Origin of the sequence: Paraferrimonas haliotis (genome assembly GCF_002282895.1) — a bacterium.
GTDB classification, from domain to species: Bacteria; Pseudomonadota; Gammaproteobacteria; order Enterobacterales; family Shewanellaceae; genus Paraferrimonas; species Paraferrimonas haliotis.
This window is the reverse complement of sequence record NZ_NRRB01000002.1, coordinates 581,535-593,196: the sequence shown is the minus strand read 5'-3', so window position 1 is coordinate 593,196 and position 11,662 is coordinate 581,535. Positions and strand designations below refer to the sequence as shown.

General features: G+C 46.4%; 13 protein-coding genes and 1 rRNA gene. 8 read left to right on the top strand and 6 right to left on the bottom strand.

Going from position 1 to position 11,662, the window contains the following annotated elements; all coding sequences use genetic code 11:
- A 5S ribosomal RNA gene (gene rrf / locus CLC91_RS06615) occupies positions 1-109 on the top strand; the annotation flags it as partial.
- 346 nt (positions 110-455) lie between these two features.
- Here the strand turns inward: rrf and CLC91_RS06610 are convergent.
- Positions 456-845, bottom strand: a complete 390-nt coding sequence (locus tag CLC91_RS06610) for an MAPEG family protein (RefSeq protein ID WP_095497603.1) — start codon at positions 843-845, stop codon at positions 456-458.
- Positions 846-958: 113 nt separating this feature from the next.
- Here CLC91_RS06610 and CLC91_RS06605 point away from each other — a divergent pair, with 113 nt between their 5' ends.
- Positions 959-1,825 carry a neutral zinc metallopeptidase gene (locus CLC91_RS06605; RefSeq protein ID WP_095497604.1) on the top strand — a complete coding sequence of 289 codons (867 nt, stop codon included), beginning with the start codon at positions 959-961 and terminating at the stop codon, positions 1,823-1,825.
- Here the strand turns inward: CLC91_RS06605 and CLC91_RS06600 are convergent.
- On the bottom strand, positions 1,796-2,194 hold the full coding sequence (locus CLC91_RS06600; RefSeq protein WP_095497605.1) for an acetyl-CoA sensor PanZ family protein: 399 nt from the start codon (positions 2,192-2,194) through the stop codon (positions 1,796-1,798). The two genes, CLC91_RS06605 and CLC91_RS06600, sit on opposite strands and share 30 nt — an antisense overlap.
- A 71-nt stretch (positions 2,195-2,265) precedes the next feature.
- On the opposite strand from CLC91_RS06600, the gene CLC91_RS06595 reads away from it, so the two are divergent.
- Entirely contained in the window at positions 2,266-2,517 is a 252-nt protein-coding gene (locus CLC91_RS06595; RefSeq protein ID WP_095497606.1) for a YkgJ family cysteine cluster protein, read from the top strand.
- Positions 2,518-2,519: 2 nt separating this feature from the next.
- On the opposite strand, the gene CLC91_RS06590 is transcribed toward CLC91_RS06595, so the two are convergent.
- The 4 genes from CLC91_RS06590 to gpmI all read right to left on the bottom strand — a co-directional run bounded on the left by CLC91_RS06590 (position 2,520) and on the right by gpmI (position 7,304).
- Entirely contained in the window at positions 2,520-3,335 is an 816-nt protein-coding gene (locus CLC91_RS06590; protein ID WP_095497607.1) for a divergent polysaccharide deacetylase family protein, read from the bottom strand.
- Positions 3,280-4,536: a S41 family peptidase gene (locus CLC91_RS06585; RefSeq protein WP_095497608.1), complete on the bottom strand. Its 1,257-nt coding sequence runs from the start codon at positions 4,534-4,536 to the stop codon at positions 3,280-3,282. Before CLC91_RS06585 ends, CLC91_RS06590 begins: the two co-directional genes overlap by 56 nt.
- 77 nt (positions 4,537-4,613) lie before the next feature.
- Complete coding sequence (locus CLC91_RS06580) at positions 4,614-5,744, bottom strand: murein hydrolase activator EnvC family protein (RefSeq protein ID WP_233132585.1); 1,131 nt, start codon at positions 5,742-5,744, stop codon at positions 4,614-4,616.
- Between the two features lie 9 nt (positions 5,745-5,753).
- The gene (gpmI, locus tag CLC91_RS06575; protein ID WP_095497609.1) at positions 5,754-7,304 is read right to left on the bottom strand and encodes a 2,3-bisphosphoglycerate-independent phosphoglycerate mutase; all 1,551 of its coding nucleotides are present in this window, start codon (positions 7,302-7,304) and stop codon (positions 5,754-5,756) included.
- 142 nt (positions 7,305-7,446) lie between these two features.
- Between gpmI and CLC91_RS06570 the strand changes: the two genes are divergently transcribed.
- The 5 genes from CLC91_RS06570 to CLC91_RS06550 all read left to right on the top strand — a co-directional run bounded on the left by CLC91_RS06570 (position 7,447) and on the right by CLC91_RS06550 (position 11,648).
- Positions 7,447-7,881, top strand: coding sequence for a rhodanese-like domain-containing protein (locus tag CLC91_RS06570; RefSeq protein WP_095497610.1), 435 nt, complete (start codon positions 7,447-7,449; stop codon positions 7,879-7,881).
- A gap of 25 nt (positions 7,882-7,906) precedes the next feature.
- Positions 7,907-8,407, top strand: a complete 501-nt coding sequence (secB, locus tag CLC91_RS06565; protein WP_095497611.1) for a protein-export chaperone SecB — start codon at positions 7,907-7,909, stop codon at positions 8,405-8,407.
- A gap of 10 nt (positions 8,408-8,417) precedes the next feature.
- On the top strand, positions 8,418-9,422 hold the full coding sequence (gene gpsA / locus CLC91_RS06560; RefSeq protein WP_095497612.1) for an NAD(P)H-dependent glycerol-3-phosphate dehydrogenase: 1,005 nt from the start codon (positions 8,418-8,420) through the stop codon (positions 9,420-9,422).
- Between the two features lie 94 nt (positions 9,423-9,516).
- Positions 9,517-9,894 carry a RidA family protein gene (locus tag CLC91_RS06555; RefSeq protein ID WP_095498120.1) on the top strand — a complete coding sequence of 126 codons (378 nt, stop codon included), beginning with the start codon at positions 9,517-9,519 and terminating at the stop codon, positions 9,892-9,894.
- Positions 9,895-10,058: 164 nt separating this feature from the next.
- Complete coding sequence (locus CLC91_RS06550; protein WP_095497613.1) at positions 10,059-11,648, top strand: BamA/TamA family outer membrane protein; 1,590 nt, start codon at positions 10,059-10,061, stop codon at positions 11,646-11,648.
- The last annotated feature ends 14 nt before the right edge of the window (positions 11,649-11,662 follow it).

The following is an 11,662-nucleotide window of genomic DNA, read 5'->3' as shown; positions in this document are numbered from 1 at the left end:
GCCATAGCGTTGTGGACCCACCTGATCCCATTCCGAACTCAGCAGTGAAACGCAATAGCGCCGATGGTAGTGTGGGGTTTCCCCATGTGAGAGTAGGTCACCGCCAGGCTTTAAATAATGAATAAGGGCTTCCCGAAAGGGAGGCCCTTTTTCGTTATTGTGGATTTGATGATGTACTTTCACATGGGGTAGTAAAAGTGCGTCGTAGGTGCAACATATCATGTGATAGTAGGGTGGAGACCGCTCGGAGATTGCGGCTGAGCAATCTCAGGTCGGAACGGACAACATCTATGATGTTGTCCTGGACACCGCCAGGCTTTAAATAATGAATAAGGGCTTCCCGAAAGGGAGGCCCTTTTTCGTAGATGGTGACCGCCTAGGGCACCGTCCTCGACCTGCCCTCGCGGTCATTCCTTATCTTAAACCTTGCTTCTAAATTTGATTAAAGGTTAAACCTACTCTGGGATGCACTGCCAAATCATAACTAGCGGCATAACAAAGCCTATTGTCCAAACAAGTGAACGCAGTAAATGATGATTGCTTAAGTAGAAAATATGATACGCCACGCGGCATGCAATGTGTGTAATGGCGAGGTATTCAATTGACGGTGTGACGGTTTCTGTTGCGATACAAAGAATAACAGCGGGAGCGAAGATAATTATCGCCTCCCAAGCATTTTGATGGCCAGCAAGCGCTCTAGCTCCAAAGCCAGATAGGCTCGCCTGTTGAGCGCGTGGATACTTGTTGTTATAGCCACCGGCTTGTTGCATAGCATAAGACAGTGGGAATTTCGCAATCAGTGGCAGTAAGCAGCTGATAAGTAACGTGTAAATTAAAGTACTCATAATAATGTGTTGTTAGTTGTCGGTGTGACTAAGCTAAGGTGAGGGTGCGCTAATGGCAAGGATAAATTCAGCTAAACTTCTAATAAGTGATAGGATTTTCTGGAGCCATAACAATGAAATGGCGGAGACAGCGAACTGGCGATAAGCCATCTGCAAGGCAAAGTCGTTCAGAATCTACGGCTAGGCACCCTGTCATCTCGAAAGCGGTGGAATTCTTGATTGGCTCCATGCTTGGGCGGATGATTCTGATATTGGCCGCAGTTTATTTCCTCGTAATCGAATACAAGCCGCTAATGGGCGAAAGTAATCTCGTTGATACGGGTAAACACAGTTTGCAGATAGAAGAGCCTAACCGGCTTCCAGAATCCCTAGTGCGCCTTTTCGATTCAACGAAAATCTTTTGGAGCGCCATTTTTGAGGAAAAGGGATTAACTTATCAGTACCCAAGCTTTGTGCTTTATCGCGATTCCAGCGAGAGTATATGCGCAATAACGCAACCGATTACCGGTCCCTTTTATTGCGCCGACAAACGAATCGTCTACGTCGACCAATCATTCATCTATGAGTTAGAAAGGACACTGGGTGATAGGGCGGACCTTGCCCAAGCCTATGCAATCTCCCATGTAATTGGGCATCATGTGCAAACACTTATTGGTATAACGACTCAAATTGCTCGTCAAAAGCGTTTGAATCCTAGCTTAGCTGGCTTGCTTTCTCAGCAGTTAGAGTTGCAAGCCGATTGTTTCTCTGGGCTTTGGTTTGCATTCGTACTGTCACCAGAAGGCGACATGCACGCAAAGGTTGAAGACGTATATCAAAGTCTAGCAAGCATGGGGGCATATATGGCTACGCATCAGCAGGAGCAGGTGACACGCCCCGTAAAATTGGCTTATAGCACTGCAACGGACCGATTGGCTTGGTTTCAACGGGGCATTAACGGAAAACAGCTGTCAGACTGTCACCTTGCGATGCCACAATAAACCGTTTTGAATAAATTTGTTATGACGAAGGAAATTTTGCATCGCCAAATGCTGCTCAGTAGGCAAATAAGCAAGATCGACGCTTAATTGCGGAAGTTCCCCCTTTAAAAGCTTGCATGTTTGGGTGATTAAATCACTGCCAATGCCTCTACGGCGGTTGGGTTGGCCGATGACTAAACTGGTTACCATTCCCTGCGCAGAGATCGCTACAGCGCCTATGTGACGGTCATTAAAGGTGGAGCAAAACAGTTTTCCGGTATTTATTGAGTCCAATAACCTCTGGGTTTGCTCGTTGTCTTGACAGACCTTTTGTAAATCTGACTCTAATTGAGGGCTGGTTTGAACAACTTGAGAGACGGTTAATCGCATGCTTTTGGTCCGTTTGCTCTAATTTAAATAGATGGCTAGTATACCTGCGCGATCACCTAGAAGGAAAATTTATGGACTGCCGATTAGGCTGCGGAGCTTGTTGCATAGCACCGTCAATCACGTCACCAATACCGGGAATGCTCAACGGTAAGGCCGCTGGTGTTCGTTGCGTACAACTATCCAGTGATAATATGTGTAAATTATTTGGTAGGCCAGAACGGCCAAAAGTATGTTTAGACTTTAAGCCCTGTAAAGATGTGTGTGGCGACACCCAAGCCGACGCATTGAGGCTTATTTCTTATTTAGAGGGTGTCACTAACTAACCTTAAAGACTCGCACTTACTGCTGTAGGAATGCTGCCAGCATTGCTTTCTTCGTTGTAGGCTAGCTGTTTCGGCTCTAAGAAATGCGAAATAGGCACCAATTCAATGCCCATTGCCGTTAACTCAGGCAGGCGTCGCTCTAACATGTCGAGTGTTTGCGGATACGGATGTCCAATACCAATGGCATAGCCCTTGCGTTTGGCGAGGTTGACGAGCTGATTGAATTGACGTTCGATAGCCCGTGCCGATGGGTCATGATCTAAAAACACATCCCGGCGCATACTTGCGACTCTTTGTAACTTTGCTTGTTGATGAGCTTTGCTGTAGCGAGTGGTTGCACTGTCGATAAAATACAGCTCATTTTCTTGAAGAACTTCCATAACCCAGCGCATTTGTGGTTTTAGCTGGGTCAGTAAACTGCCCTTATGGTTATTCACTGCAACCGCATTGGGTACCGATTGGATCGCCATACGTAGCGTGTGTTTGAACTCCTGCTCTGACATGCCCATTTCAAGCGCGCCAGGCCCTAAGTCGCTGCCGCTTAAACTTTGCATGGGTACATGAACCATAATGTCATGCTTTAACGACAGCGGTTTTGCAAGATCACTAAAGCGAGTGTGGGGTAATACCGCAAAGGTCAGCGGTCCAGGTAAGTCTAAGGCTCTTTTATCCGTGTTGCGATAGCCAATGTCGTCGATAATAATGGCAATTTGAGCGGCAAATGCAGCGGGCGAAGTCCCAGCTAAAAGCAAAGAGAAAATGCTAAGGCGTGCTGCTTGTAGTAGTTTGTTTATGCTGTTCAAGTAAGGTCCGTTCATTCAATAGCCATTCCATCGCGAGGGCGACTTCAATATCGTCGCTTAAGTCTTTTAAGCTATCACCCTTATGGATTGTAAGTCCATTATTTACCGGTAAATTTATCGCTCGGCTTAAACTGTGCTCTTGAGCAAGGATGTCAGGGGTTATGCCGACTTGATGAATGTCTTGACCTGAGGCTGTGTAGTAGCGCGCCGTGGTAAGTTTAATGGCCGTATTTGGCAGCACAGTTGGAATTAAGCTTTGCACACTGGTTTTTCCGTAGCTTGTTTCTCCGATTAAAACCGCTTTGCCGTTATCGGCTAGCGCCGCAGCCAATATTTCAGCGGCTGAGGCTGAGCCATGATTAATGAGAACGGTAATTGGAACCTCTCTAAGGTGATGCTCGGAGGAGGCGTAATAATCGCTGTTTGAATCAAACACCCGCCCTTTGGTTGCCACAATTCGACCGCCATCAAGCATCATGTCGGCGATGTCGATGGCTTGCTCCAAAATGCCGCCGGGGTTGTTGCGTAAATCGAGTATTAACCCTTTGCTGTCTTGCGTTAAGGAGGTCAGGTGTTGGGCGACACTTGCTGCTGTGTTGTGTTGAAAAGAGCTAATTCGCAAATAATCGACTTGATGCGGTAAACGTTGCCATTTGACCGACTGTATCTGAATTTGTGCGGGTAATAACTCAATCTGTAACGGGGTACCTTGGCTTTCGAGCCAAAGGTTTATCGCCTGCTCGTGGTTGCTTTGGTGTCGAATGTAAGCCAGAGTTTCTTGGTAGTTAGCTTGTGAGACGGCCATGGCATCCACTTGTTTGATCACGTCGCCTGAACGAACACCGGCTCGATGAGCGGGTGAATTCTCAAGAGCAGACAAAATTTGGACGTTATCATCAACAATGGCTATCTCAATGCCGAAGCCAAAATAAGCACCGTTATTGGCTTCGGAAAGTTGGGCCAACTCATCGGCGTTTAAAAATTGAGAATGAGGGTCTAGCTGTGCAAACAGGCCACTAATTGCCATGTCGACTAACTGCTGATGGGTAAAGTCAGTAACATAATAGGCTTCAACACGATCGATGACATCCACCAGGATATCCCATTTTGGCGAGCCGTCATAACCCTCGTTAAATTCGTCAGAATACAAGCTGACAGAAAGGCCTACAGTGAGCCCAATTGTCATTCCGGTCACAAACTTTGTAATGTTGGTCATAGGCACATCTCATTAAGTTCCCCATAAAAAGTATAGGCGAGCTTAAAAAAGATGCGTTGCCAAGTAAGCGCTGGCGGTTATTTACAGTAATTACGGGGGTTAACGGGCTTACCTTTTTTACGCAATTCAAAGTATAAACCTGAGTTTGCGCTACCACCTGATTTACCTACCAATGCGATGGTATCGCCTTTGTTAACTCGGTCTCCAACCTTGTTGAATAGGGTTTGAGCGTGGCCGTATAAACTCATATAGCCGCCGCCATGGTCGACGACCATTACCATGCCGTAACCTTTCATCCAATTCGCGTATAGAACCTTACCGTTGGCAATGGCTTTAACAGAGCGACCTTCCGCAGCGCTTATGGTTACACCGTTCCATCGAATGTTGCCGGAGCGAGGGCTGCCAAAATTTCTAACAATGCGCCCTCGAGTAGGCCAGCTTAACTTACTGTTTCGGACATTAAGGCCGGTAAGTTCCTTATCTTTTTTACTGGCGGCGATGGCTTGTTCAATTACATGCTTAAGGTTGGCTTCTTCTATTTGTAATTGCTCTAAGCGTCGACCTTCGCTAGCGAGACTGCGGTTTAAAGTAGCCGCCGTTTCTTGGCGCTGTTTCTTTTCTGCTGTCAAGCTTTGTTGCTGCTGAGTTTGTTGGCTACGCAAGGAAAGTAATTGTTGCTGTTGTTTAGTGGCTTTCTCTTGAGTAGCCGCCAGTTCATCGGTGGTGATCTTTAATTGCTGTAAGCTTCTAGCACGTGCTTTATTCAAATACTGATAGTACACCAGCATACGCTCTATGAGAGCAGGATCTTCTTGGTTGAGCAGCATTTTCGTGTAGTCGTGTGTACCGGAATAATAGGCACTTGCAATTTGCTTCGCTAAAATTTGTTGTTGCCCTTTTTGTAGGGTTTCAAGCTGCTGAATGCGTGCTGCCGTTTTTGAGATATCATTGCCCACCTTTTTTAGACTGGCTTCAGTATTGGCCAAATTTCTGGCGGCATCGGCGATGGCTCTTTCGTCTTTTGCCAGTAAGTCGTGCAGCTTATCAATTTGTGCTTGAGAACGTTTTAATGAACGGGTTTGTTGGCTAATTTGTTGCTGCAGTTGTGATAGCTCAGCTTTGCGTTTCTCTAAATCGTTCGCGTTTGCGCCTTGAGCCATCAGCCCTACAAGCAACACGATTAAAAGGTGGAGTCGTCCTTGAATCATTCGAAAGTATCAGTCCTTTAGCGCAAACAAAGGTCGACCGCTCATTTCTAAGGGTATGTTATCGCCCATAAGATTGAGCATTGATGGAGCGATGTCGCTTAGGCGACCGTCCTGATGTGCAATGGTCGCGGGACGGCCAACATAGATGAGTGGAACCGGTTCACTGGTGTGTGCGGTATGAGCTTGTCCTGTATTGGTATCGCTCATCTGCTCCGCATTGCCGTGATCTGCGGTTATCAGTGCTTCCCCCTGATTGCGCTGCAATGCTTCTACGACACGACCAATGCTGTAATCGACGGCTTCACATGCTTGAATCGCCGCCTCGAGATTTCCGGTGTGGCCAACCATATCGCCGTTAGGATAATTGCAAATGATAACGTCGAACTCGCGAGAATCTATGGCTGCAATCAGCTCATCCGTTAACAGTTCGCTATTCATTTCAGGTTGCAAGTCATAGGTCGCTACTTGAGGTGATGGAATGAGCTTGCGCTGCTCTCCGTCAAAGGTCTCCTCAACGCCGCCGTTAAAAAAGAAAGTCACGTGCGCATATTTTTCTGTTTCCGAGATTCGCAGCTGAGTTTTGCCCGTATTTTGTAGCGTTTCACCGAGGGTGTTCACTAGCTGCTCCGGTGGATAGGCACACGAGGCTTGGAAATGGGCTGCGTATTGAGTAAGCATGACAAAATCAGCTAACTTGCGCGTCTGTTGTCGTTGAAAACCATCAAAGTCAGCTTCGATGAAGCAGCGGGTTAGCTCTCGAGCTCGGTCTGCTCGAAAGTTCATAAATATAACGGCGTCGCCATCGTTGATAAAGGCGGATTGACCTTGGCCATCTACCAGTGAGGTGGGGGCAACAAATTCGTCGTTCTCGTCACGGTCATAAGCTGCCTCTAGCGCTGATACTGCATCGACCGCTTGATGAGCTCCTTTGCCAGCTGTTAGTAATTGATAAGCTTGTTCGACTCGATCCCAGCGGTTATCTCTATCCATGGCGTAGTAGCGACCCACTAACGAGGCAATACGGCCACAGCTTAGTTGTTCGAATAACTGACTAAAGGATTCAAGGCTGGCTTTAGCTGAACGAGGTGGCGTGTCGCGACCGTCTAAGAACGCGTGTAAGTATACTTTGTCCGCTCCCCGTTTTGCGGCCAAGCGAATGGCGCCTTCAATATGGTTCTCGTGAGAATGGACGCCGCCTGTGGAAAGCAAACCCATAATATGTACAGCGTTACCGGTTGCTACGGCGCTATCAATGGCGGTTGTTAACGCAGGATTTTCATTAAAGCTGCCGTCTTCAATGGCTTTTCCTATTCGAGTTAACTCCTGATATACAACTCGCCCCGATCCAAGGTTAATGTGTCCAACTTCAGAGTTTCCCATTTGACCATCAGGAAGGCCGACGTCATGACCTGAGCCAGAGATTAATGTACTTGGGTACTGTTGCCATAATGCATCCATTACTGGGGTTTTTGCTAAATGGATAGCGTTGTTTGGTGCGGCTTCTCGATAACCCCAACCATCTAGAATGATTAAAGCTAAAGTTTTTTTGGATGCAGACATTAGCGGCCTTTAACAGTGAGTAGATGCATTAATTGTTAGTTGAATCCCGATTTTACTATTTAGCGGGGCTGAAATCTATGTTAGCTAAAGGTATACTCTCAGGCTGTTTTTTCCCACAATAGCCCAGTAAAGGCGAATATCAATGCAGGAATTTTTAGATTTTCTCGGCCGTAATCCAATCTTATCATTGGCTTGGGCTGGTTTGTTTATCGCAGTGATTGTCACTACAATCAAGTCTGCAACTTCGAAAGTGAAAACCATTCGTTATCAACAAGCGGTGCAAATGATCAATAAAGAGAATGCAGTCGTGGTTGATGTGCGTGGTCGCGAAGAATTCAAAAAGGGGCATATTGTCGATGCTCAGCACTTACCTCTAGCGGAAATAAAAAATAAACGCTTAGGTAACCTTGAAAAGCAAAAACAGAGCCCCATTATTGTTGTATGCAATGCGGGAATGACATCTTCTCAAGCAGCTCAATTGCTAGTACAGCAAGGGTTCGAAGCGGTTTATAACCTACATGGCGGGATGAGTGACTGGACAGCAAACAACATGCCGGTTGCCCGTAAAAAACGATAACTACACACTGAATTAGGTAAATACTATGGCTGAACAAGCAAACAACGAACAAGCAGGCGCGGCAGAACAACAAGCAGGTCCTCAGTTCAACATTCAACGCATCTACACTAAAGACATTTCTTTTGAAACGCCAAATAGCCCAGCTATTTTCCAAAAAGAATGGCAACCTGAAGTTAAACTAGACTTAGACACTCGCAGCGAGAAGCTTGCTGATAACGTTTTTGAAGTGATTCTTAGTCTAACGGTTACCGCTGCAATCGGCGAAGAAACCGCATTCCTTTGTGAAGTTCAACAAGCGGGTATTTTCTCAATTGAAGGATTATCAGAGCAGCAACTCGCTCACTCATTGGGTGCCTATTGCCCGAATGTACTGTTCCCATATGCTCGTGAAGCGATTGGTAGCCTAGTTGCTCGCGGTACTTTCCCGCAATTGAACCTTGCGCCAGTTAATTTTGATGCCTTGTTTGCTCAATACGTGCAACAGCGTCAAGCTCAAGCTGAGCAATCTCAAGAAGCTAACGCATAAGGCTTTGCGAATGTCCACTGCCGACATAGTTGTATTAGGCGCAGGTTCCTATGGAACCGCGTTGGCCATTTCGCTGGCAAATAACGGCCATAAGGTGCTCATTTGGGGGCATCTACCGGAGCATATGGAAGCGCTACAGCGAGATCGCAGCAATCAAGAGTTTCTGCCAGATATTCCTTTCCCCGACACCCTACAAGCTGAAGGTGATTTAGCTAAGGTGTTAGCGGCAAGCAACAACGTGATGGTTGTCGTTCCAAGCCATGTTTTTGGGTTGGTACTTAAGCAAGCTAAGCCCTTGTTACGAGACGACGCTCGCATTGTTTGGGCGACTAAAGGATTAGAACCCGAAACCGGTAGGCTTCTTAAAGAGGTAGCACAGGACATTCTTGGCGATCATTATCCATTGGCTGTTCTATCCGGTCCTACCTTTGCTAAAGAGTTAGCCGCTGGTTTGCCAACAGCCATTTCAGTGGCGTCGCCGCAGCAATCATTTGCTAATGATATTAGCGAGCTATTGCACTGCAAAGGTCGACTTCGGGTGTATGTGAATCAAGATTTTATTGGTTTACAACTCGGTGGTGCGGTTAAAAATGTTATCGCGATTGGTGCTGGCATGTCTGACGGCATAGGCTTCGGTGCTAATGCGCGAACCGCATTGATTACTCGGGGACTTGTCGAAATGAGTCGTCTTGGAGAGGCGCTTGGTGCCTCTCAAAAGACCTTCATGGGCATGAGTGGCCTTGGTGATTTGGTGCTTACCTGCACCGATAACCAATCTCGAAATCGACGCTTTGGCTTGGCCTTAGGTCAAGGTAAGGGCATCGATCAGGCTCAGAATGAAATTGGTCAGGTTGTAGAAGGCTACCGTAATACTAAGGAAGTGTATGTACTGTCGCAACGATTGGGAGTAGAAATGCCAATTATTGAACAGATATATCAAGTCCTATATCAAGGTAAGGCGGCAAGCCAAGCGGCCAAAGAACTTCTGAGTCGAGTGCCAAAGCATGAAAGCTAGCAACGCTAAGTAAATTTCGATAAACCGGTCTAAACAGACCGGTTTTTTTATGGCAATCTGGAAATAGTTCAAACACTAAGAGATGCAAAATACCATGAAAACTATTTCCACCGAGCAGGCACCGGCTGCTGTCGGGCCATACAGCCAAGCAAAAATTCATAATGGGGTGTTGTACACTTCAGGACAGATTCCACTAGACCCAAGTACTGGCAAAATGGTCTCCGAAGACATTACTGAGCAATCTCAGCAGGTGATGAAAAATCTTGTCGCAATCATTGAAGCCGCGGGAGCGAGTGTTGATGATGTGATTAAAACAACTTGCTTTTTAGCTGATATTAACGACTTTGCCGCATTTAATAAGGTTTACGCTGAAGCGTTTGGTGCGGTTTACCCTGCTCGAAGTTGCTTTCAGGTGGGGGCGTTGCCACTTGCGGCTAAGGTTGAAGTCGAAGCAATAGTTGCTGTTAAATAGAAAGTTAAGCTGTTGAAAAGCCGAGGGATAAAACCTCGGCTTTTTACTTTTTGGGTAGTTATTGGTGATTTCTGCTACTTGCATTTGTAACAAGGAAGGCTCATCTTAGATCATTCTAATGCAAGAATAATAACGATTAAAAAGCTAGGGATTAACTATTGAAAATGGCTCGCAGGCAAGCGCTGAACGCCACAGTATTCATCGTGTTGGTTGGCTTGGTTAGCTTGCCAGTGGCTGCCAATAACATCGAGGATTGCCATCATCTTCGCAACATGGAGTTGCTGCAAAATGACATCTTCGATCCTCAAGATCCTGAGTTTATGTGGATACACAAAGTCGCCAATGCGTTACATATTGTCACGAAAGAAGTCACCGTTAGGGATGCCGTAGACGGCTTCGAGTTGTGCGGATCAGACCGAGATTTGGCAGAAATCGAACGTTATCTTCGCGGTCGAAGCTACCTTAAAGACGCCAAAGTCGAAGAGCACACCACCGCCGAAGGCGAGCCCTCAATACGCATCGAAACTTGGGATAACTGGTCGCTTTTACCGACCGTCAATTTTGGAAGAAGTGGAGGCGAGACCAAATTTTCGGTCGGCTTAAAAGATTCAAATTTTCTAGGCTATGGCATTCGCACTAAGCTGGCTTATAAGAGTGACTATCTGCGCACCGGATACGAGCTTAAAGTGGACTCGCCGTTATTCTTAGGAAACAACAGTTCAGCCCAATTGGTGTTGGCCGACAATGATGACGGCAGTCAAACTCGAATCGCGTTCAAAAAACCATACGTTTCACTGAACAATACCTGGGCTGGTGAAGTGTATTACGACGATGCCTTGAAAACAGATATCGTTCGCCTTGGCGGGGAAGACATTAACCAATTCAAAAGTGATACAAACGACTATGGTGCTTGGTATTCTTGGTCAAAAGGGCGCCAAGGAAATACCAGTAAAAGATGGAGTGTTGGCGTTACTAAAATAGAGGCTAACTTCAGTGAGTTCACCACCACTACGCAACCGTCAGACCGCTATAGCTTAGTGCCTTGGATTGGCTTTTCGTGGGAAACCGATGGCTATCGAAAGCTTAAAGACATTTACTTAATTAACCAAGTAGAAGACGTTAATTTCGGTCGCGAATTTGGCATTTCATTAGGTTGGGATGTTAGCAATCAAGAGCAATCTCAAGGCGGCATTCATTGGTCAGCGTATTGGCGAAAGGCTTATCAACTGTCTCAGCACTCTATGGTGGTTAGCCGAGCCTATGCCCAAGGAAACGAGCTTAGCAGTGGTGACCAGCGCGCAGTTGTTGGCATGGATAACGAAATATTTATGCGGCTTAACCGTTATTTTGCAACGTATTTTCGTATCGATGGTGTCAGCTCAACCAATCAATACCTCGACCAACCAATAACCTTAGGTGGTGACAATGGTGTTCGTGGTTTTCCGCTGCAATTCCAACATGGCCAGCATGCAATCTCTGGCTCCTTTGAAACGCGTTACTACCCCAATTACAACATTTATCAATTATTCGAACTTGGGGCGGTGGTCTTTGCTGATATCGGTAAAGCGTTTGGAGGCACGGTTTATGAAAACAATAGCGAGGAAACGTTAAAAAGTGTGGGGGTTGGGTTGCGGGCCTATTCCTCGTTTGCGTCAAACGCCAATATCGTCCATATCGATTTTTCTCGGCCGCTTATTGATGACCCAAGGGTTAACGGTTGGGAGTGGCGAGTAGAAGTTAAGCAGCACTTTTAGATGGGTTAACAACA

Coding starts and splice junctions, on each gene's coding strand:
- CLC91_RS06610 (WP_095497603.1), bottom strand. CDS start 845: ATGAGTACTTTAATTTACACGTTACTTATCAGCTGCTTACTGCCACTG.
- CLC91_RS06605 (WP_095497604.1), top strand. CDS start 959: ATGAAATGGCGGAGACAGCGAACTGGCGATAAGCCATCTGCAAGGCAA.
- CLC91_RS06600 (WP_095497605.1), bottom strand. CDS start 2,194: ATGCGATTAACCGTCTCTCAAGTTGTTCAAACCAGCCCTCAATTAGAG.
- CLC91_RS06595 (WP_095497606.1), top strand. CDS start 2,266: ATGGACTGCCGATTAGGCTGCGGAGCTTGTTGCATAGCACCGTCAATC.
- CLC91_RS06590 (WP_095497607.1), bottom strand. CDS start 3,335: ATGAACGGACCTTACTTGAACAGCATAAACAAACTACTACAAGCAGCA.
- CLC91_RS06585 (WP_095497608.1), bottom strand. CDS start 4,536: ATGACCAACATTACAAAGTTTGTGACCGGAATGACAATTGGGCTCACT.
- CLC91_RS06580 (WP_233132585.1), bottom strand. CDS start 5,744: ATGATTCAAGGACGACTCCACCTTTTAATCGTGTTGCTTGTAGGGCTG.
- gpmI (WP_095497609.1), bottom strand. CDS start 7,304: ATGTCTGCATCCAAAAAAACTTTAGCTTTAATCATTCTAGATGGTTGG.
- CLC91_RS06570 (WP_095497610.1), top strand. CDS start 7,447: ATGCAGGAATTTTTAGATTTTCTCGGCCGTAATCCAATCTTATCATTG.
- secB (WP_095497611.1), top strand. CDS start 7,907: ATGGCTGAACAAGCAAACAACGAACAAGCAGGCGCGGCAGAACAACAA.
- gpsA (WP_095497612.1), top strand. CDS start 8,418: ATGTCCACTGCCGACATAGTTGTATTAGGCGCAGGTTCCTATGGAACC.
- CLC91_RS06555 (WP_095498120.1), top strand. CDS start 9,517: ATGAAAACTATTTCCACCGAGCAGGCACCGGCTGCTGTCGGGCCATAC.
- CLC91_RS06550 (WP_095497613.1), top strand. CDS start 10,059: ATGGCTCGCAGGCAAGCGCTGAACGCCACAGTATTCATCGTGTTGGTT.